14 protein-coding genes are annotated in these 20,674 nt (G+C 70.5%); 12 read left to right on the forward strand and 2 right to left on the reverse strand.

The window, feature by feature from the left end; genetic code table 11:
* The first annotated feature begins 21 nt into the window (after positions 1 to 21).
* The 5 genes from ACGFNN_RS30100 (at position 22) to ACGFNN_RS30120 (ending at position 8,906) form a co-directional block, all read left to right on the forward strand.
* On the forward strand, positions 22 to 906 hold the full coding sequence (locus ACGFNN_RS30100; RefSeq protein WP_393560622.1) for a carbohydrate ABC transporter permease: 885 nt from the start codon (positions 22 to 24) through the stop codon (positions 904 to 906).
* Between the two features lie 5 nt (positions 907 to 911).
* Positions 912 to 1,814, forward strand: a complete 903-nt coding sequence (locus ACGFNN_RS30105) for a carbohydrate ABC transporter permease (RefSeq protein WP_365090291.1) — start codon at positions 912 to 914, stop codon at positions 1,812 to 1,814.
* A 127-nt stretch (positions 1,815 to 1,941) separates the two neighbouring features.
* Positions 1,942 to 4,536 carry a family 78 glycoside hydrolase catalytic domain gene (locus ACGFNN_RS30110; protein WP_393560624.1) on the forward strand — a complete coding sequence of 865 codons (2,595 nt, stop codon included), beginning with the start codon at positions 1,942 to 1,944 and terminating at the stop codon, positions 4,534 to 4,536.
* 494 nt (positions 4,537 to 5,030) lie between these two features.
* Positions 5,031 to 7,508 carry a glycoside hydrolase family 3 protein gene (locus tag ACGFNN_RS30115; RefSeq protein ID WP_393560626.1) on the forward strand — a complete coding sequence of 826 codons (2,478 nt, stop codon included), beginning with the start codon at positions 5,031 to 5,033 and terminating at the stop codon, positions 7,506 to 7,508.
* Between the two features lie 126 nt (positions 7,509 to 7,634).
* Positions 7,635 to 8,906: an extracellular solute-binding protein gene (locus tag ACGFNN_RS30120; RefSeq protein WP_393560628.1), complete on the forward strand. Its 1,272-nt coding sequence runs from the start codon at positions 7,635 to 7,637 to the stop codon at positions 8,904 to 8,906.
* A 102-nt stretch (positions 8,907 to 9,008) separates the two neighbouring features.
* Here the strand turns inward: ACGFNN_RS30120 and ACGFNN_RS30125 are convergent, their stop codons facing one another.
* On the reverse strand, positions 9,009 to 10,598 hold the full coding sequence (locus ACGFNN_RS30125; RefSeq protein ID WP_393560630.1) for an AMP-binding protein: 1,590 nt from the start codon (positions 10,596 to 10,598) through the stop codon (positions 9,009 to 9,011).
* A 216-nt stretch (positions 10,599 to 10,814) separates the two neighbouring features.
* Between ACGFNN_RS30125 and ACGFNN_RS30130 the strand changes: the two genes are divergently transcribed.
* A complete protein-coding gene (locus ACGFNN_RS30130) occupies positions 10,815 to 11,981 on the forward strand; it encodes a TetR/AcrR family transcriptional regulator (protein WP_393560632.1) in 1,167 nt (388 codons plus the stop codon).
* 74 nt (positions 11,982 to 12,055) lie between these two features.
* Here ACGFNN_RS30130 and ACGFNN_RS30135 read toward each other — a convergent pair whose 3' ends face one another.
* On the reverse strand, positions 12,056 to 13,264 hold the full coding sequence (locus ACGFNN_RS30135; protein WP_393560634.1) for an oxygenase MpaB family protein: 1,209 nt from the start codon (positions 13,262 to 13,264) through the stop codon (positions 12,056 to 12,058).
* 281 nt (positions 13,265 to 13,545) lie between these two features.
* On the opposite strand from ACGFNN_RS30135, the gene ACGFNN_RS30140 reads away from it, so the two are divergent.
* The 6 genes from ACGFNN_RS30140 (at position 13,546) to ACGFNN_RS30165 (ending at position 20,592) form a co-directional block, all read left to right on the forward strand.
* Positions 13,546 to 15,171, forward strand: coding sequence for a succinic semialdehyde dehydrogenase (locus tag ACGFNN_RS30140; protein WP_393560636.1), 1,626 nt, complete (start codon positions 13,546 to 13,548; stop codon positions 15,169 to 15,171).
* A complete protein-coding gene (locus tag ACGFNN_RS30145) occupies positions 15,168 to 15,647 on the forward strand; it encodes a DUF4334 domain-containing protein (protein WP_393560638.1) in 480 nt (159 codons plus the stop codon). The genes ACGFNN_RS30140 and ACGFNN_RS30145 overlap by 4 nt, the downstream gene beginning before the upstream one ends.
* Positions 15,644 to 16,696 (forward strand): alcohol dehydrogenase catalytic domain-containing protein, encoded by a 1,053-nt coding sequence (locus ACGFNN_RS30150; protein ID WP_393560640.1) that lies wholly within the window; start codon positions 15,644 to 15,646, stop codon positions 16,694 to 16,696. The genes ACGFNN_RS30145 and ACGFNN_RS30150 overlap by 4 nt, the downstream gene beginning before the upstream one ends.
* Before the next feature lie 50 nt (positions 16,697 to 16,746).
* Positions 16,747 to 17,910, forward strand: a complete 1,164-nt coding sequence (locus tag ACGFNN_RS30155; RefSeq protein WP_393560642.1) for an acyl-CoA dehydrogenase family protein — start codon at positions 16,747 to 16,749, stop codon at positions 17,908 to 17,910.
* A gap of 145 nt (positions 17,911 to 18,055) precedes the next feature.
* A complete protein-coding gene (locus ACGFNN_RS30160; RefSeq protein ID WP_393560644.1) occupies positions 18,056 to 19,576 on the forward strand; it encodes a cryptochrome/photolyase family protein in 1,521 nt (506 codons plus the stop codon).
* A 71-nt stretch (positions 19,577 to 19,647) separates the two neighbouring features.
* Entirely contained in the window at positions 19,648 to 20,592 is a 945-nt protein-coding gene (locus tag ACGFNN_RS30165) for a haloacid dehalogenase-like hydrolase (protein WP_393560646.1), read from the forward strand.
* Positions 20,593 to 20,674: the final 82 nt, after the last annotated feature.

Consider the following 20,674-nt stretch of genomic DNA (forward strand, 5'->3'; position numbering starts at 1 on the left):
CGACGAAAGTGGACACCATCCATGCACCGCGTACTCGGTGACCGCAGGGCCATCGCGATCCTGCTCGGTCCCGCCCTCCTCGTCTACTCCCTGATCATGCTGGTCCCGATGGTGTGGTCACTCGGGTACTCCTTCACCAAGGGCAACACGATCGACGGCTTCACCGGCAACGGCGTCGCCAACTTCTCCCGCCTCCTCGACGACCCGGCCGTGCACGACGCCCTCTGGTTCACGCTGAAGTACGCCGTGGTCGTCACCGCCGGCCAGGTCGTCGCGGGCTACCTCCTGGCGCTGCTCTACGTCTTCTTCCTCAAGCGCGCCTCCGCACTGATCCGTACCCTGGTGTTCTTCCCCGTGGTGCTGCCGACCGTCGCCGTCGGCCTGCTCTTCCAGAAGTTCTTCCAGGTCGCTCCCCAGACCGGACCCGTCAACTCCCTGCTCAACGCCGTCGGAATCGACTCCGTCGACTTCTTCGGCAGCGCGGGCAGCGCCTTCTGGGTCCTGATCGCCATGGACATCTGGCGCTCCATGGGCTTCTACGCGGTACTGCTCTTCGCCGGTCTGGTGGACATACCCGACGAGGTCCTGGAGTCGGGCCGGCTTGACGGGGCGACGGGTCTGAGACTCATCCGCCACATCGTGCTGCCGCTCTCCCTGCCCGTCCTCATGTCCTCACTGATCTTCAGCATCAACGGCACGCTGAAGGTCTTCGACTCCATCGTCGCGCTGACCAACGGCGGTCCCGGCACGGGCACCACCCCGCTGACCCTGTACATGTTCCAGACGTCGTTCACCTACAGCGACTACGGCTACGGGAGCACCATCGCGCTGCTGCTGACCGTGGTGTGCCTGCTGGTGAGCCTGGTCGTCTACCGCGTCTCGCGGCGCGACCTCACGGAGGGCTGAGAACCATGGCCACCATCGACACCCCCGCGAAGACCTCCACCGGCCCCCACGCGGCCCGCCCGCCGGCCCGGCGGCCACGCCCTCGCAGGGGCAGGCGCCTCTGGGTGAAGGCCGTCGTCGCCCTGCTGCTGGTCGTCGAGGTCTACCCGCTGATCTGGATGTTCCTGACGTCGCTGAAGTCGAACGACGACTACCTGAACAACTCCACCTGGAGCCTGCCCACCACCTGGGAGTGGGGCAACTACACCGATGCCTGGACCACCGGCCACATCGGGCTCTACGTGCAGAACAGCCTGCTCGCCGTCCTTCCCGCACTGGCGCTGATGCTCCTGCTCGGCACGGCGGCCGGGTTCGCCCTTCAGATCATGGTGTGGAAGGGCCGAAGCCTCACCCTGCTGGTCTTCCTCGCGGGCATGATGGTCCCGCCGCAGATGATCCTGCTGCCCCTGTTCACCGTGTACTTCCAGACCGGGCTCTCCGGCACCCTGTGGCCGCTGATCCTGACCTACACGGGCACCGGACTGCCCCTGACCGTCTTCATGATGGCCACCTACTACCGCGGCGTCCCCCGTGAGCTGTTCGAGGCGGCCACCGTCGACGGCGCCGGCATCCTCCGCGCCTTCTGGACCATCAGCGTGCCCCTGGTCCGCAACGCCCTGCTGACCGTCGGCCTGGTGCAGTTCTTCTTCATCTGGAACGACCTGCTCATCGCGCTGACATTCACCAACAACCAGGACCTGCGCACCATTCAGGTCGGTCTGCTCAACTTCACCGGCGACTTCGGGGCCACCCAGTACGGTCCGCTCTTCGCGGCCATCTGCATCAACGTCTTCGGCACCCTGCTGATCTACCTCTTCCTCAACCAGAAGGTCATGAAGGGCCTCACCTCGGGAGCGGTCAAGGGCTGACGCCGGCCCGCCCCCGCGTGGGCCGTTCCCTGCCCGTACCCCGGGAACGGCCCGTCCCGCAGCGCGGAACCACCCCCTCAGGTCAACGAACCGCACACGTGACCGCACGCAGAAGAAAGGTCACCCCTTGCTCCCCCCTCGGCCTTCACCGGTCACCTTCGAACATCTTCCGGACGGACTCGGCATCGGAGTCGCCTCCCCCCGTCTCAGCTGGACCCTGCCGCCCGGTGCCGGCCGGCAGGCGGCGTACGAGCTCGAACTCGTCCGGCCCGGTGGCACGTACCGCACGGGCCGGATCGACAGCGCCGAGCAGATCCTCGTGCCCTGGCCCCACGACGAGCTGACCTCACGGGAACGCGTCGAGGTCCGCGTACGCCTCTGGCAGCCGGACGCGGGCGTTCCCTCGGACTGGAGCGCACCGCGGTCCGTCGAGGCCGGACTCCTCGACCCCTCCGACTGGCGGGCCGTACCCGTCGGCGCCGCCTGGGACGAGGACCCCGCAGCCGAACGCCGCCCCGCCCGTGTGCGCAAGGACTTCCGGCTCCGCGGGAACGTCGCCCGAGCCCGCCTCCATGTCACGGCCCACGGTCTGTACGAGGTGGAGATCAACGGCACACGGGTCGGCGACGAGGCACTGGCCCCGGGCTGGACCGTCTACCCGGAACGTCTGCGCTACCGGACCCACGACGTCACCGCCCACCTCACCGAGGGCGAGAACACCATCGGCGCCTGGCTCGGCGACGGCTGGTACCGGGGCAAGTACGGCTTCGACGGCGGCACCCGCAACATCTACGGCACCGACCAGTCGCTCATCGCCCAGCTGGAGGTGGAGTACGACGACGGCACCACCACCGTGGTGGCCACCGACGAGACCTGGAGAGCGGCACCCGGCCCGATCCTCACCAGCGGCCTGTACGAGGGCGAGACCTTCGACGCCCGCCTGCACGACCCGGCATGGGCCACCCCGGCGGGCTCGGGCACGGGGGAGTGGACACCGGTCCGAACGGGCTCCCGCGATCCCGGCACCCTGGTCGCCCCGCTCGGACCGCCCGTCCGCTGCACCGAGGAGATCGCCCCGGTCACCATCACCCGCACCGAGGACGGCCGCCACCTGCTGGACTTCGGTCAGAACCTCGTCGGCCGGCTCCGGGTCACCGTCGACGGACCGGCCGGGACCACCGTCACCCTGCGGCACGCCGAGGTCCTCGAGCACGGTGAACTCGCCACCCGGCCCCTGCGCGAGGCCTACTCCGTCGACACCCTGATCCTCTCCGGCGGTGGCCCGCTCACCTGGGAACCGCGCTTCACCCTGCACGGCTTCCGGTATGCCGAGATCAGCGGCTGGCCAGGCGAGCCGACCTCCGGTGCGGTGACCGCCCGCGTCCACCACACCGACATGCGCCGCACCGGCTGGTTCGAATGCAGCGACCCCCTGGTCAACCGCCTGCACGAGAACGTCGTATGGAGCATGCGCGGCAACTTCGTCGACCTGCCCACCGACTGCCCCCAGCGCGACGAACGCCTCGGCTGGACCGGAGACATCCAGGTGTTCGCCCCCACCGCCAGCTTCCTCCACGACTGCGCCGGACTGCTCGACTCCTGGCTGACCGACGTCGGCCTGGAGCAACTTCCGGACGGGACGATCCCCTGGTACGTCCCGGTCATCCCGGGCGAGCCCATGTGGACGCCGATCCACCCCGGGGCCGCCTGGGGAGACGTCGCCACCCTCACTCCCTGGACGCTCTTCCAGCGCTTCGGCGACCGTGAACTCCTGCGCCGCCACCACCCCATGGCCAAGGCGTGGGTGGACCTGGTCGAACGCCTGGCGGGGCCGGACCGCCTGTGGGACACCGGCGTCCAGCTGGGGGACTGGCTCGACCCGGCCGCCCCGCCTGACGACCCCGCCGCCGGCCGGACCGACCGCTACCTCGTCGCCACCGCCTACTTCGCCCACTCCGCTCGGCATCTCGCGCTGGCGGCAGCAGAGTTGGGGCATCAGGCGGATGCGGCGCGGTACTCCTCGCTCGCCGACGAGGTGGCGGACGCCTTCCGCCGCCGGTACGTGCTGCCCACCGCCCGCCTCACCAGTGACAGTGCGACGGCGTACGCGGTCGCACTGGCCTTCGGGCTGCTCGTCCCGGAGCAGCGCGGACCCGCCGCCGATCGCCTCGCCGAGATCGTCCTCGCCGATGACGCGAGAATCTCCACGGGCTTCGTGGGCACGCCCCTCATCTGCGACGCACTCACCGATCACGGTCATCTCGACGTGGCCTACCGCCTGTTGCTCCAGACGGAGTGCCCGTCCTGGCTGTACACGGTGACCATGGGCGCGACGACGGTCTGGGAGCGCTGGGACAGCATGCGCCCGGACGGCACCCTGAACCCGGGCGGCATGACCTCCTTCAACCACTACGCCCTCGGCGCCGTCGCCGACTGGCTGCACAGGGTGGTCGGCGGTATCGCACCCAGCGCCGCGGGCTACCGCGAACTCTCCTTCAGGCCCCGTCCGGGAGGCGGGATCACCTGGGCCCGTACCCGTCACGACACGCCGTACGGGACCGCGGCACTCTCCTGGGAGCTCACCGCGGCGGGCATGACGGCCCACATCACCGTCCCGGAGGGCTGCTCGGCCACGGCCGAACTCCCGGGCTGCGCACCGCTCTCCCTCGGTCCTGGTGAGCACCTCCTGGACACGTCCGGACCCAGGGCTGCGGTGGCCTGACCGGAAGGGACTCGCGTGATCGCGGCAGCCCGGCGCATTTCGCGATGCGCCGGGCTGCTATTTGTTCTGCGAATGATTCCCATGCAGCGCGTGGATGATTGCTGCGCGGTGAGGTCGATTCAATTGAAATTTCATGGCCCATTTCAATTCGCGAGATCTGTAACCGCAGCCAGGGAAAGGGTTCGAGGAAAAGTCTCCCGAGGGTTGACCTTACGAAGGAAAGGCCTCTAGTTTTTGACGTGCTGGGCCGAGAGCTTCGGCGGACAATTCGCCGGGCGCCGGAATTTTCCGTGGGATGCGGTGAAATTCCTGTGCCGAGAAGCGAGAAGAGCGATCCCCCCGGATGCGGCGGCGCGCGTCGCCACCGCCCGGAATCTCGATGAGGCCCCCGTGAACCGGGGCCGGCCGTGACCTGACCCCTCGGCCGGCCTCCTCCCCCTTTTTGTCCCGTGGCGGTGTGTCGTGGAGCCGCCCCATCATTCCGGAGAGCCGCAGTGAACAGACGAAAGTTCCTTACCGCCGCAGCCTTCACCGCCCTCGCCGCGAGCATGGCCCCCGCCGTGACCGGGATTGCGGCCGCCGCACCGGCTTCCGCCGCACAGGACAGGGCCGCCGAACTCCTCGCCCGGATGACGGCCGCCGAGAAGGAAGCCCTCGTACGGTGCGACTTCCCCGCAGTGGCCCATCTCGGAATTCCCGCCCTCGCCATGGTCGACGCCTCGGCGGGGCTGCGCGGGGAGACGGGTGTCACGGCCTTCCCCGTGCCCGTGGCCCAAGCGGCCACCTTCGACGAGCAACTCGCCGGACGGATCGGCGAGGCGATCGGTACGGAAGGCAGGGCCAAGGGCTACAACAACACGCTGGGCCCCACCATCGACCTGACGCGGACCTGGCACTTCGGCCGTCAAGCCGAAGCCATGGGCGAGGACCCGGTGCTCGCCGGCCGCCTGGGCGCCGCCCTCACCACGGCCATCCAGTCCCAGCACCTGGCGGCCACGCTCAAGCACTTCGCGGGCTACACCCAGGAGGTCAACCGCTTCTTCACCGACACCAAGGTCTCCGACCGCGCCCTGCACGAGTTCTACCAGGCGCCCTTCCGCCGGGTGATCGCCGCCGCCCCCACCACCTCGGTGATGATGGCGTACCCGAAGATCAACGGGACCTTCGCCACGAGGAACACCGGCCTCTTCGACGACCTGAAGAAGGGGATGGGCCTCCAGGGATACACCGTGCCCGACTTCTGGGCGGGCGACGACCAGGTCGCCGCCGCCAAGGCCGGCATGGACCTCGCCGGACTCGGACCCGGCGGTGTGCAGATCCCCGCGGGCTCCCTCACCGGCGGTGCGATACCGGCCGCCCGGCTCGACGACGCCGCCCGGCGCATCCTCGTCACCATGTTCGCCAACGGCCTCTTCGACCACCCCGTTCCCTCCCCGGCCGCCGATGTCAGCACGCAGGCGCACAAGGACCTCGCCCACGAGGCGGCCGTGGCCTCGACGGTGCTGCTGGCCAACCGCGCGTCGGCGCTCCCGCTGACCGGGACCGTGAAGTCGCTCGCCGTCATCGGCCCCGCGGGCGCCGACACGTTCACCGGAGTGTCCGGCTCCACCTACGTCGACCCCGGCACCTGGACCACCCCCCTGGAGGCGATCCGCGCCCGCGCCGGCAGTTCGGTCAAGGTCGCGCACGCCCAGGGCACCAAGGGCGACGTACCGCTCGCCACCGTCCCCTCGACCGTCCTGCGCACCCCTGCCGGGACCCCGGGTCTGACGGGGACCTACTACGCCGGGGCCGCCGGCACCGGGACGCCGGTCGCGACCCGCACCGACGCGACCGTCGACTTCACCGCCGCCCCCGTGGAGGGCCTGCCCCAGGTGTGGTCGGCGAAGTGGACCGGCACGCTCACGCCGACCACCACCGGACTCCACCGCTTCTCCCTGCTGTCCTCAGGGACCACCACGCTGAAGATCGACGGGAAGACCGTCGTCTCCGGCAGCCGGCAGATGGCGCGCTTCTTCCTCGGCCCGTTCGACTACCCGCTCCAGGGAACCGCCGAACTGATCGCGGGGCGTGCCGTGTCCGTGGAACTGACCTACGACAACGCCGCCGCGGAGACCGGCACCTGCGGCCTCACCCTGGGCTGGCAGCCCGAGTCCCTGATCCCGGCCGCGGTCGCGGCGGCCCGCGCGGCCGACGCCGCCGTGGTCTTCGTGAACCGGGTCGCGGGCGAGGGCATGGACCACGGGTCGTACGGACTGCCCGGTGACCAGGACCAGCTCGTCACCGCCGTGGCCGCGGCGAACCCGCGCACGGTCGTCGTCCTCAACACCGACGGCCCGGTAGCCACCCCGTGGCTGAACGACGTCGAAGGCGTGGTGCAGACCTGGTACGCGGGGCGCGGCGCCGGTACCGCCCTGGCGGCGGTCCTGTTCGGTGACAGCGACCCGTCGGGTCGCCTCCCGGTCACCTTCCCCGCGGATTCCGGACAGGGTCCGGGCACCAGCCCCGCCACCTACCCGGGCACGAACGCCACCGTCTCCTACGACGAGGGCATCGCGGTGGGCTACCGCTACTACGACTCGAAGGGGCAGGCGCCTCGCTTCCCCTTCGGCCACGGCCTCTCCTACACCACCTTCACCCACGGCTCGCCGGAGGTCACCTACGACAAGGCGGCGAAGAAGGTCACCGTCGCGGTCACCATCACCAACACCGGTCGGCGTCAGGGCACCGAGGTCGTCCAGGTCTACGCGACGCTGCCCGCCGGGGCCGACGCGGAGCCGCGCCGCCTGGTCGCCTTCCAGAAGGTCACCCTCCCCGCGGCCGGCGGCAAGCGGCTCACCCTCGCGATCCCCGTCCAGGACCTCACCACCTGGAAGTCGGGGGCGCTGACCCTCACTCCCGGCACCTACACCTTCGCGACAGCACGTTCGTCCCGCGACATCACCACCCAGCGCACACTCGCGCTCGGCTGACGCCGGGGCCTCCCGTGGATCCCGGGCCGCCCGGCCACTCCCGGCCGGGCGGCGCGAGACCACCCGCTCGTACCGATTTCCGTGCGCCACATCCCGACGTCCGCCCCTCCAGCCCGGAGTTCGCCCGTGTTCCGCTTCCCACGCCCGCTCGGGCTCTCCCTCGCTCTCGTACTCGTATCCACCTCGACCGCCGGATGCGGCATGTCCGCTGCCGAGGGCGGCAGCGGTTCCGTCGAGCTGTCCGTCACCGCGTCCGCAACCGACCGGTCGGCGATGGAGTCCGTCGTCGAGGAGTTCCAGCGACTCCACCCGGACGTACGGGTGAAGACCGCGTTCGCCGACATCAACACCCTGCAGAAGGAACTCCCCGACCAGCTCAGGGCCGGCAGAGGACCCGACGTCTTCACGGTCTGGCCGGGCAGCGGCAACCCGGCATCCGAAGCCGCCCTCGAGGACGACGACCTTCTCGAGAACCTCAGCCTGCGCCAGTTCAACCTCCGGATCCCGGAGGAGATCCAGTCCGTCGTCGGAACCTCCGGGGGCTCCTTCGTCGTGCCCGTGAGCTTCAGCGCCATCGGGGCGGTCTGGTCGGTCAGGACGCTCGATGCCGTCGGCGGCACTCCACCCCGCACATGGACGGAACTGCTCGGCCTGTGCGACACCGCCCGCGAACACGGCAAGGTTCTCCTCGCGCTGGGCAACGAGACCCCCTGGGTCCGCCAGCTCATTACCTACGCCCTGGTGGCGACAACCGTCTACGCCGATGAGCCGGACTTCGACATCGGCATGCAGTTCACCGGGAAGACCTTCGCGGACTCCGCGTGGAAGACGGCTCTGCGCAAGTACCTGGAGATGGACGAGCGGGGCTGCTTCAACACCGGCACCCTCGACACGACGTACGAGGAGTCCCTCGACCAGGTGGCCGCGGGACAGGCCGTGGGAACCGTCCAGATAGCGAGCGCGCTCTCGGAACTGCGCGCCGCCGACCCGGGCCTGGACCTGCGGATGACGGCCCTGCCCGCAACCGACGAACCGGCTGATACCCGGATGCCCGGCGCGGTCTCGGCCGCGTACGGGGTCAGAGCCGGCACCCCGCGCCGGAAGGCTGCCCTCGCCTTCGTCGACTTCCTCGGCTCGGAGGCGGGCCAGAATCTCTACAACCGCACCGGAGCGACACTGCCCGCCCTCCCCAACGAGTCCTTCACCGCGGACCCGGCCATCAAGGAGGTCACCACGCGGCAGAAGGCAGGGACCACCGTCTCCTTCATGGACCAGCACTGGCCGAACTCACAGGTCCAGCAGACGCACTTCGAGCAGATCGAGGCCCTGTTCGCCGGCAGGACGGACGTCGGCAAGGCGCTGGAGGCCATGGACGCCGCCTACCTGCGGGGCGAGTGACATCCCTCGTCCTCCGACGAGCGGGAACACCCGGTCGTCGGAGGACACCGGGCCCCGACCCCGCTGGAGCGCGCCAAGGTCCCGGCGGCAAGGCCGCCCGCCTCACCCGGCGGAAGGCTCCCGGGAGGGCGGCGCGGCGGGAGAGGGGAGGGCGGGCAGCTTGCTCTTCACGACCTTGCCTCCCGCGTTGCGCGGCAGCCCCGCGACGGCCACGAGATCCTTGGGCATCTTGAAGGACGCCAGTTTGCCGCCGAGGAAGTCGGTCAGCTGCCGCAGTGACAGCTCCGTGTCCGGTGCCAGGGTGACGAAGGCGACCGGAATCTGGCCCCAGCGCTCGTCCGCCCGGCCGGTCACCGCCACTTCGAGCACCGAGGGGTGCGCGGCGATCACGTTCTCCAGCTCGGCGCAGTAGATGTTCTCGCCACCGCTGATGATCATGTCCTTCTTGCGGTCGACGACCCAGACGAACCCCTCGTCGTCCTGCCTCACCAGGTCCCCGGAGTGGAACCATCCGCCCTCGAAGGCGTCCGCGGTCTCCTCGGGCTTGTTCCAGTACCCCTGGGTCACGGTGGGGCCACGGTAGACGATCTCGCCGACCTCGCCGGCCGGTACGTCGTTCATGGAGGCGTCGACGACGCGGTACTGGATGGTCGGGATGGGCCGGCCCACCGATCCGAGCTTGCGCAGCGAGTCCGCCCCACGCAGGACGCAGGTGATCGGCGAGGTCTCGGTCTGGCCGAACACCGCCACGTTGAGGGCGTCGGGGAAGGACTCGCCCATGGCACGGAGCGTCGCGTCGCTCGCGGGCGCGGCGCCCCAGCTGATGACACGCAGCTTGAGGTCGCGCTTGTCGATGTCGGGCTGCGCGCAGAGCAGATCCCACTGCTGGGGCACGTTGAAGACGATCGTGGCGCCCTCGCGTTCGTAGGCGTCGAGCACGGCCCGCGGATCGAACGCCCCCAGCGGGTGGATCACCACCGTGCTGCCGACCAGGATGTTCGCGACGATCGAGCCGAGACCCGCGATGTGGAAGAACGGCGCGGTCAGGAAGCCGACATCGGAGTCGTCGTAGATGTCCATCGCCCGGATACAGGTGATCGCCTGGATCTGCATGTTGCGGTGGGAGAGCATCACCCCCTTCGGCCGGCCGGTGGTGCCCGAGGTGTACATGATCAGCGCGGTGGACTCCTCGCTGACGTCCGGCAGTTCCATCGGTTCGTACGCGGCCAGGAGGTCCTCGTACCTGTCGCGCCCCTCGGCCTGCTCCGTCTCGCCGATGACGACGACCGTGGTCACGGAGGGGACGGGCCCCACGGCCAGGAGCAGCGGCAGCAGCTGGGCGTCGACGACGACGGCCGACGGGGTGCAGTCGGACAGGATGCCGCCGAGCTCCGGCGGCGTGAGACGGAAGCTGAGCGGAACGGCCATGGCTCCCAGGCTGTTCGCGGCGAACACGCTCTCCACGAACCATGGATGGTTCAGGGTGAGCAGGGCGACCCGGTCGCCCTCCCGTACGCCCCTGTCGGCCAGCGCCGCCGCCAGCCGCAGTGACCGCTCGGACAGCTGCGACCAGGTGGTGGTGGCGCCGAGGTACCGCAGGGCGGGCCGGTCGGGGCGCATCGTCGCGTGGGTGGCCGCGTGGGCCATCCAGTGGTGGCGGAAGGACCAGGCGGGGGCAGTGGACGTGGGCATGCCGCTCCTCGCGTTCAGGACGGTGGGGAGGGGGTGGGTGAGTGCCATTGTGCCCGGGAGAAGGGCTCCGGAGAAGGCTTTTGTTAATCAGGAATCACGTGGATGTGAAGCGGGGGTCACCTGAGGTGCCGCAGGTGACCCAGTGGTTTCCGGGCCTCGGACGCCTTGTGATTGACTTGTGCGTATGGCCCCGTCCCCGCGTACATCCGCCCACCGGTGAGCATCGATCCGATCGCGGCCACCCGTCCGCGCAACCGCAGGCAGCTCATCATCGAGGCGGCCGGCCGCGTGTTCAGCGAGCGCGGGTACCACGCGGCGTCGATGGAGGAGATCTCCGCGGGTGTGGGCATCAGCGCGGCGGCCCTGTACCGGCACTTCCCCAACAAGTACGCGCTCTTCGCCGAGTGCGCCAACGTCCTGGTCGACCGGCTGGTCGCGGTGCTCGACGAGCTGCCCGGCACGGCGGACCCGGCGCGGGTGCTGGGCGCCGTGACCCGGGTCGCCGTGACCCACCGCGCCGCCGGCGGGCTCTACCGGTGGGAGGCCCGGTACCTCGAACACGCCGACCGGCGCCTTCTGCGGGCGAAGTTCGCACGTGTCGTCGGTAGGGTCACCGAGGCGCTGGAGCGCGAGAACGCCGAGCCCGGGGCCGAGTTGCGCGCGGCGGCGGCCCTGGGGGCGATCGGTTCCATCTCGATGCATCACGTCTCCATCGCCCAGAAGCGGGTCGAGAGCCTGCTCGTGGCGTCGGCCCTCGGTGTGGCCGGGGCCGCCCCCGCGCCGGGCTCCGGCGGAGCGGCCCGTGTCGAACTGCCGGCACAGCCGGTGCCGCGCACCCGCCGGGCGGAGATCCTGGCCGCGGCCGTCCCGCTGTTCGCGCGCGACGGGTTCGTCAAGGTCACCAACGGCCAGATCGCGGAAGCCGTGGGGCTCGCCCCGTCCGCGATCTACCGCCACTACCCCAACAAGGTCGACATCCTGGTGGCCGCCTGCCTGCAGGCCGCGGGGCTGCTCGCCCAAGCCGTCGACCGGAACCTCGGCGAGGTGACGGATCCGCGCGATGCTCTGGAGGTGCTGGCGGCGACCTATGTGGCGTACAGCTTCGAGCACACCGAGCTGACGAGCGTCGCCGAGGCCGAGGTGGCCGGCCTCCGGGACGACCTGCGGCAGCCGCTGATCCGCGCCCAGCGGGAGCACATCGCGGTGTGGGAGCAGCAACTCCTGCTGGTGCGGCCGGAGCTGGACCCGCGCCAGGCGCGCGTCCTGGTCCATGCCGGATTCGGCGTCGTGGTCGAGGCCGGCCGCCGGCTGCACTGGGAGGACACCCCCGGTCACCGGGATGCCGTCGCCGCTCTGGTCCTGGGCGCCCTGGGCCTGCCGTAGCACCACCGCGTCCGTCGACGGTCGGCGCCCCGCGGGCCGGTGGTGCGGTCGCGGGGCGCCGTCGGCGTACAGGCTCAAGCGCCCGGCCGGTTCGCGGTGGGAAGGGTGATCGGGGTCTGCGTCGCGGAGCTGCCGTTGTTCAGGAACAGCATCGCGATGCCGCGTACGAACTGGTCGAACAGGTAGAGGCCGTCGGGCACGATGGGTGACAGCCCTTCCCTGAACCTCACGTACGTCGGCCACGCGGCCCTGATCAGGGCCCGCGACACCAGGTCCCTGCCCAGGCCGAGCCAGTCGGCGTACTTGTCGCTGATCAGGAAGCGGACCATCTCGTTGAGGAACCCGGTGGTCAGACCCAGGGTGGGGTCCTCGATGTACCCGAGCAGGGTCTTGGCCAGGTCGGTGCCCTCGGCGGTGGGGGCGACGACCGGCCACAGGATCTGGTCGGCCTGCGCCTGCGCGTCGGCCCAGGTGGCGGGGATGAACTGCTCCTGCACGCCCAGGAGATGGAGCGCGACCTTCCAGGCGTGCAGGTCCGCCGCCTTCTCGGCGGCCGTCTGCCTGATGCCCCACTTGGCCATGTTGTTGTACGCGACGGTGGCCACGGAGTGGAACGTGACCAGGATGTCGCCGTTGCTGATGGGCTTCGGCTGGTCCGAGGTCGCCATGAACTGCTTCGACTTCGGCAGCAGGTTGCGGACCACCGAGTGCACCAGGCGGGTCTTGTTGGCGGAGACGATGAAGTGCCCCGCGGGCTGCCAGGCGCTCGCGCTGTGCAGGTCGTAGCCGAACGTGAACGTCTTGGCCGCGCGGGCCTTCATGTCGGCGCCGCCGGCGGACCAGTAGACCGCCCGGGCCTCCCGCGGGATCACGGTGCTCAGCATGCCGCTGCCGAGACTCTCGGACACGAAGAGATAGCCCTGCAGCCGCTTGTAGAGCTTCTCGGACGCCGCCAGCAGCGCCGGGTCGGCCCACGAGGGCAGCTTGTTGGCCTCGGTGAGGTAGTCGGTCAGATACCCCGGCATGCCGGACGGCAGGGGGTCCTTGTTGTCGACCCAGGACTCCCATGCCTTGTTGACCGCCGGGGCCGCGCCGTCGGCGAGGAGGCGGGCGGCCACCTCGTCCGCCGTCGGGTCCCAGACCGAGAACGGATCGGTGACCGTGTCGGTTCCGGCGACCGAGCCCGAGGAGGACCAGGACCAGGCTTGGGGCACGCTCGTCGCGCTGGCGAGACCCAGCACTGCACCGATCGACAGGGCACGCCTTCGGGTGGGATTCTCCATTTACTTGGCTGCCTTCCATGCTGGCTGGGACCCCCTTGGAGTGGGCCTGAGGTGCGAATTTCGGCCAGGTCACAAGGTTGCCCTCGGATGTGATTTCTGATTAACATAACGAGGCGTTCGATCGTCGGCAAGACCTCTGCACGCCCCAGAAATCGCTGCTGTTCACCGGCGTCGCAGAGCTGCCGGCGCCCAGGTGGACGACGGCCACGGGTGCGGTATGCACCCGGCCGCCGTATCCGTTCCTCACTCCACTCGCATCCGTCCGGCGCTTTAGGAGTTCCATGAACACGGAGCAGGACCAGATCGAAGCGCCTGCGCCCTCGTCGGCGACAGGCCCACGACCCGCCTGGGTGACCGACGAACTGATCGGGCGGTGGTGCGCCTGGGTGCACCGGGACGAGACACGCCAGGGACGGGGGACGGCCGAGCCGGTCACCGCCCTCGCCCCCTACGACCTGTCCCCGATCGCCCCCGTCCCCGGCTGCGACCCGGCGGACGTCGAGTCCGCGGCCGGTGTGGCCCGGGCCGCCCAGCGCGACTGGTCGGGTACGCCGGTCCCCCGGCGCGCCGAGATCGTCCTGGCCTTCCACGACCTGCTCCTCCGGCGGCAGGACGAGGTACTCGACCTGATCCAGTGGGAGACCGGGAAGGCGCGCTACCACGCCTGGATGGAGGTGGCCCAGGTCGCCGCCGTGGCACGGCACTACGCGCGCCGCGCCCGCCGCTACCTGACCACCCGTCGGGTACGCGGAATGATCCCCGGCCTGACCAAGGTCGAGGAGGTGCGCATCCCCAAGGGCGTGGTAGGTGTCGTCTCGCCCTGGAACTACCCCCTCTACCTGGGCGTCGGCGATGTCATCCCCGCCCTGCTGGCCGGCAACGCCGTCGTCTCCAAGGCGGACCCCCAGGCCGCCCTGACCATGCTCTGGACGCGTGCCCTCCTCGGCGAGGCCGGACTGCCCGTGGATCTCTGGCAGATCGTGGCCGGCGACGGAGAGGTGGTGGGCTCGGCGGTGGTGGACACCGTCGACTACGTCTGCTTCACCGGATCCACCGCCACCGGCCGCACCGTGGCCGAGCGCGCGGCGGGGCGTCTGATCGGCTGCTCCCTCGAACTCGGGGGGAAGAACCCGCTCATCGTGCGCGCCGACGCCGACATCACCGCCGCGGCGACGGGCACCGTCGTGGCCGCCTTCGCCAACACCGGACAGATGTGCATCCACATCGAACGTGTCTACGTGCACGAGAGCGTGTATGAAGCGTTCCGCGACGAACTCGTGCGGGCGACGGAGGCGCTGCGGCTCGGAAGGACCTTCGACTACTCGGCGGACGTCGGGTCCCTGGTCTCACCGGCGCAGCTCGCGACGGTCCGGGCGCACGTCGACGGCGCGGTGGCCAAGGGGGCGACCGTACTCACCGGCGGCCGCGCCCGGCCCGACATCGGGCCGCTGTTCCACGAGCCGACGGTCCTGGAGGGCGTCACCCCCGAGATGGACGTCTGCGAGCGGGAGACCTTCGGACCGGTCGTCTCCCTGTACCCCTTCGCCACGGACGACGAGGCCGTGAGCCTGGCCAACCGGGGAAGCTACGGCCTGTCAGCCTCGATCTGGTCGAAGGACACCCGTGAGGCCGCCCGGATGGCCGGACGGATCCGCTCCGGGTCGGTGAACATCAACGACGGGGCGGCCGCGGCGGCGGGCAGCGTCGAGGCCGGCATGGGCGGGATGGGCGACAGCGGCCTCGGCCGCCGCCACGGAGCCGAGGGGATCCGCAAGTACACCGAGAGCCAGACCGTCGCCGTCCAGCGCGTGATGCCGCTCGGCCCCACGCCGAAGCAGTCGGTGGAAAGCTTCGTCCGCCGGACCAACGGCCAGATGGCCCTGATGCGCCGGCTGCGTGTGCGATGAGCGACGGCGGCCTTCCGGCCCACGAGAGGTGGAAGAAGCTGCGCGCGGCGGCGGGGCCCGTCGACCCGGCGGAGCTCGACGCCCTGTGGGCGGACCTCGAAACCGTCGATGCCGCGTCGGTACTCGGCTTCTGGCGTGGCTTCGCCTTCCCGACCGGCCACCCCGTGGAGCGGGTGCTCGCCCGCAGCCGCTGGCACGGCAAGCGGTTCACCGCACCGGACGACGTCCAGCCTCTCGTCTGCCGTGCGGACGACGGCTCCCTCTACTCCGACACCGCGTCGGGGCGAGGCGAGGCGAGCCTCTGGAACGTCGAGTTCCGTGGGGAGGTGACCGCGACCATGGTGTACGACGGCATGGCCGTGCTCGACCACTTCAAGCGGGTGGACGACACCACCCTGATGGGCGTCATGAACGGCAAGGCCGCCACGGTGTCCCCGAGCGGCCACCTCTTCTACTTCGGCCTGGAGCGGGAATGAGGATCTCCGCGCTCCTGTCACGCGGCTCCGCGCCCAGCGAGATCGTCGAGGCCGAGCTGGACGCGCCCCGGCCCGACGAGGTGATCGTCCGGATCGAGGCGGTCGGGGTGTGCCACACCGACCTCGTCACCCGCAAGAGGCTCCGGGAGCGGCCCGCCGTGCTCGGCCACGAGGGCTGCGGCATCGTCGAACGGCTGGGTTCGGCCGTCGACGGAGCCGCCGTCGGGGACCGCGTGGTGATCACCTTCGCCTCGTGCGGTGGATGCGACCAGTGCCGTGCCGGCCTCCCCGGGTACTGCGCCTGGTCGGCGGCGCTCAACGGCTCGGGTCGCCGGCTGGACCGGTCCTCGACCCTGCGGGTAGGTGAGGAGCCCGTCTTCGGCGCCTTCTTCGGTCAGTCCTCCTTCGCCACGGCCGCGCTCGCCGACGCCCGCTCCTGCGTATCCGTCGGTGATGTGCCACCGGAGGTCGCCGCACCCCTGGGCTGCGGTTTCCTCACCGGTGCGGGTGCTGTGCTGAACGTCCTGCGGCCCCGACCCGGCGACCGCCTGCTGGTCGTCGGCGGCGGGGGAGTGGGCGCCGCCGCCGCCCTGACCGCGCTCTCCGAGGACGTCGAGGTCGTCGTCGCCGAGCCGGTCGCGGCGCGCCGTGAGCTGCTCGCGGCGTGCGGAGCCGCGGTCGTGGCCTCCCTGGACGAAGCGGCTCCGTCGGTGACCCACGCCCTGGACACCACCGGACGGCCGGAGTTGATCGCCCGGGTCCTCGGTCTGCTCCAGCCTCGCGGTGTGCTGGCGCTCGTCGGTCTGGGCCCGGCGGAAGTCCCCTTGGACGTGCGGTCCCTGATGATGCGCGGGCTCCAGGTGCGCGGCTGCGTCGAGGGCGACGCCGAACCCTCGGTGCTGATACCCGAGCTGGTCCGGCGCCACCGGCGTGGCCTGCTCCCTCTCGACCGGCTGGTCACCACCTACCCGCTGTCCGACTTCGACCGGGCGGTCGCCGACCAGCGGGCCGGCCGCACGCTGAAGCCCGTACTGCTGCCCGGCCCCTGAAGACCACCCTTCCTTCCCTCTCTCGATCATGATCTGGAACAGGAGTCCTGATGGCTGACGTGATCTCCGCGGCGCGCTTCCTCTACGACGACGAGCACGAGATGCTGCGCGAGACCGCCCGCGCCTTCGCCGACAAGCACGCCGCGCCGCACGCCGAGCGGTGGCGGGCCGAGGGGAAGGTCGACCGGGAACTCTTCGAGGAGGCCGCCCGGGCGGGGATCCTCGGCTTCAACATCCCCGAGGAGTACGGCGGAGGCGGCGTCGAGGACTACCGCTTCAACGCGGTGATCGGTGAGGAGTTCTCCCGCCACCCCGCGTCGGACGGTCTCGCCTCGGTGACCCTGTCCAACGACATCGTCGTCCCCTATTTCACCGGTCTGACCGACGCCGCGCAGAAGGCCCGCTGGCTGCCCGGAATCGCCGCGGGCGAACTCGTCGTCGCGGTGGCGATGACCGAGCCCGGGACGGGGAGCGACCTCGCGGGGATCGCCACCACGGCCGTCCGCGACGGGGACGACTACGTGGTCAACGGCAGCAAGGTCTTCATCTCCAACGGGCAGAACGCCGACCTCGTCGTCACGGCCGTCCGGACCGGCCCGGACCGCCACGGAGGGATCAGCCTGCTGGTCGTCGAGGCCGACCGGCCCGGCTTCACCCGGGGCCGCAACCTGGAGAAGGTGGGCCTGCACGCCCAGGACACCAGCGAACTGTTCTTCCAGGACGTACGGGTCCCTGCCGCGAACCTGCTCGGCGAGGAAGGACAGGGCTTCAAGGCCCTGATGCACAACCTGCCGCAGGAGCGGATCTCGATCGCCGCCAACGCCGTGGCCTCCATCGAGGGCGTACTCGAACGCACCCTGGAGTACGTCAAGGAACGCAAGGCGTTCGGCCGGCCGATCGGCTCCTTCCAGAACACCCGCTTCGAGCTGGCCGAGATGGTCACCACCGCCCGGGTCGGACGCGCCTACCTGGACGATCTGCTCGCCCGGCACTCCCGGGGCGAACTCGGCGCGGTGGACGCCGCCTCGGCGAAGTTCTGGGCCACCGAGCGTTACGTCGAGATCGTCGGCCGCTGTGTCCAGCTCCACGGCGCGTACGGCTACATGACCGAGTACCGCATCGCGCAGGACTACCTCGACTCGCGCATCTCCACCATCTACGGCGGCACCACCGAGATCATGAAGGAGATCGTCGGCCGCGACCTGGGTCTGTAGGGCGACGCGCCCGGAAGCGGCCGGAACGCCGACGGCCCGGCGTGTGCGCGGCCCGTCCCGCACCCCGGTGCGCTTGGATCGGTCGGGTCCGTGCCGTGTGAACGCGCGGCGGCCCAGGCACCTGACCGTCATCGGAGCACCCGCCATGGCTGAGGAAGAGTCCGCCACCCCGCACTGGCTGTTCGGTGACCAGCTCGGTCCCCACTTCCTCGATCCCGCGCGGGGCGGCCCGCACCGGGACGCGCCCCTGCTGATGATCGAGGCCCGCGGTGTCCTACGGAGGCGGCGCTTCCACCGGGCCAAGGCCCACCTGGTCCTGTCCGCGATGCGCCACCGGGCCGCGGAGCTGGGTGACCGGGTGCGGTACGTCAAGGCCGACACCTACCGCGAGGGTCTTCGGGAGGCGGTGGGGGACCGGCCGGTGTCGGTGTGCCACCCCACCTCCCACGCCGCCCGAGCCCTCGTCGGCTCCCTGCCCTCCGTACGGGTTCTGCCGGCGCGGGGCTTCATGGTCACGCACGACGAGTTCAGGAAGTGGGCCGACGACCGCGGGACGAAACACCTGAGGCAGGAGGACTTCTACCGATGGGTCCGGGAGACGCACGACTTGCTCATGGAGGGCGACCGGCCCGCGGGAGGGCGGTGGAACCTGGACCACGACAACCGGGAGCCGCCACCGCGGGGAGCCCACGACCTCGGCGTACCGGCGCCCTACCGCCCCCGGGAGAGCGACATCGACGACGAGGTCCGGGCGGACCTCGACCGCTGGGCGCGGGACGGGGACGTCGAGTTCGTCGGCGAGGACGCGCCGCGCCGCTTCCCCGCGACACGCCGGGAGGCGCTCGCCGCCCTCCGTCGCTTCACGGACCACCGGCTCGCCACCTTCGGTGCCCACGAGGACGCGATGCTCGCCGACGACCCGACGATGAGTCACAGCCTGCTCTCCTCGTCGCTCAACCTCGGCCTCCTGGACCCCGCGGAATGCGTCGAGCGGGCCGAGGCGCGGTGGCGCTCGGGCGACGCGCCGCTCAACAGCGTCGAGGGGTTCGTGCGCCAGATCGCCGGATGGCGGGAGTTCGTCTGGCACGTCTACTGGTACTTCGGCGACCGTTACCGTGACGGCAACGCCCTCGGCCACCGCGCCCCCCTGCCCGGCTGGTTCACCGAGCTGTCCCCGGAGGGTACGGACGCCAACTGCCTCTCCCACGTCCTGGAACAGGTCAGGTCGACCGGCTGGACCCACCACATCCCCCGACTGATGATCCTCGGCAGCTTCGCCCTCCAGCGCGGCTGGGAGCCCCGGGCCGTCACCGACTGGTTCCACCGGAGCTTCATCGACGGCTACGACTGGGTGATGGTCCCCAACGTGGTGGGCATGTCGCAGTATGCGGACGGCGGGCGGATGACCACCAAGCCGTACACCTCCGGCGGGGCCTACATCAACCGGATGAGCGACCTGTGCGGCCCCTGCCGCTACAAGCCGTCCGTACGCGTCGGCGAGGACGCCTGTCCCTTCACCGCCGGCTACTGGAACCTCCTGCACCGCCACCGCGACAGGTTCGAGCACAACGCGCGGATGACCCGGGCCGTACGCGGCCTGGACCGGCTCACCGACCTCGACGCACTGCTGGAGCAGGAACGCGACCGGCGGGACGGGAAGGCCTGAGGGATCACCGTCCGAGGGCCGGAGCCTTCCGGGAAGGGCGAGGGCGCAGAGAGCCTGTTAATTTGCCCCTTGTGAACCGTTCTGTGCTGCCGTCGTGGAACGACGGGGAAGCCCGCTCCGCAATCCTGCGCTTCGTCGAAGAGGTGACGAGCCCGGGGGAGGGTTTCCTGCCCCCAGAGGAGAGACTCGCCGTCTTCGACAACGACGGCACGCTCTGGCCGGAGAAGCCCGTGCCGGTACAGCTCCACTTCCTCCTCCTGCGGTGGAAGGAGATGGCGGCCGCCGACGCCTCGCTGGCCGAGCAGGAGCCGTACGCCTCGGCGGTCACAGGTGACCCCCGGTGGGTGGGATCGGTCGTCGCCGCGCACTACGGCGGCGACGACACGCAGATCCCCGTGTTCGCCCAGGCGGTGGTCGCGGCCCAGAAGGGCCTGAGCACCGGAGAACTGGCCGACCGGATCGCGGAGTTCTTCCGCACCGAGGTGCATCCCGAGCTGCGGCGCCCGTACACGGCCTGCGCCTACCGGCCCATGACCGAGCTTCTGGAGCTGCTGCGCGAGAAGGAGTTCACCACCGTGATCGCCTCCGGCGGCGGCAGGGACTTCATGAGACTCATCAGCGCTCCCATGTACGGTGTTCGCCCCGACCAGGTCATCGGGTCGATGGCGGACACGGTCTGGTCCGACAGCCGCCGCACCGTGGTCTACGGCGAGGGCGCCCCGTACCTGGACGACGGTCCGGCGAAGCCCGTCCGGATCTGGAGCCGCCTGGGCAGGCGGCCCGTGCTGGCCTGCGGCAACAGCAACGGCGACATCGAGATGCTCGACTACGCCACGTCGGACCGGCCGGGACTGGGCCTCCTGATCCGCCACGACGACTACGGCCGGGGCGACACCGCCTACACCACCGGCGCCGAACGCATCCTCGCTGAGGCACCGCAGCGGAGCTGGACGACCGTCAGCGTCAGGGACGACTGGTCGCGGATCTTCTCCGAGGCCGAGCAGCCCCCGGCCTGACCGCTGACCGCGCGGATCACGACCGCGGATCACGACGACCGGACGGATGACACACCGGTCACCCGTCCGGCCTTCCCGCCCT

It is taken from the genome of Streptomyces sp. NPDC048590 (assembly GCF_043199535.1).
Taxonomy (GTDB): Bacteria; Actinomycetota; Actinomycetes; order Streptomycetales; family Streptomycetaceae; genus Streptomyces.

Bases quoted from the DNA above. Each gene is read 5' to 3' on its own strand.
- ACGFNN_RS30100 (WP_393560622.1), top strand. From the start codon at position 22: ATGCACCGCGTACTCGGTGACCGCAGGGCCATCGCGATCCTGCTCGGT.
- ACGFNN_RS30105 (WP_365090291.1), top strand. From the start codon at position 912: ATGGCCACCATCGACACCCCCGCGAAGACCTCCACCGGCCCCCACGCG.
- ACGFNN_RS30125 (WP_393560630.1), bottom strand. From the start codon at position 10,598: ATGCCCACGTCCACTGCCCCCGCCTGGTCCTTCCGCCACCACTGGATG.
- ACGFNN_RS30135 (WP_393560634.1), bottom strand. From the start codon at position 13,264: ATGGAGAATCCCACCCGAAGGCGTGCCCTGTCGATCGGTGCAGTGCTG.
- ACGFNN_RS30140 (WP_393560636.1), top strand. From the start codon at position 13,546: ATGAACACGGAGCAGGACCAGATCGAAGCGCCTGCGCCCTCGTCGGCG.
- ACGFNN_RS30145 (WP_393560638.1), top strand. From the start codon at position 15,168: ATGAGCGACGGCGGCCTTCCGGCCCACGAGAGGTGGAAGAAGCTGCGC.
- ACGFNN_RS30150 (WP_393560640.1), top strand. From the start codon at position 15,644: ATGAGGATCTCCGCGCTCCTGTCACGCGGCTCCGCGCCCAGCGAGATC.
- ACGFNN_RS30155 (WP_393560642.1), top strand. From the start codon at position 16,747: ATGGCTGACGTGATCTCCGCGGCGCGCTTCCTCTACGACGACGAGCAC.
- ACGFNN_RS30160 (WP_393560644.1), top strand. From the start codon at position 18,056: ATGGCTGAGGAAGAGTCCGCCACCCCGCACTGGCTGTTCGGTGACCAG.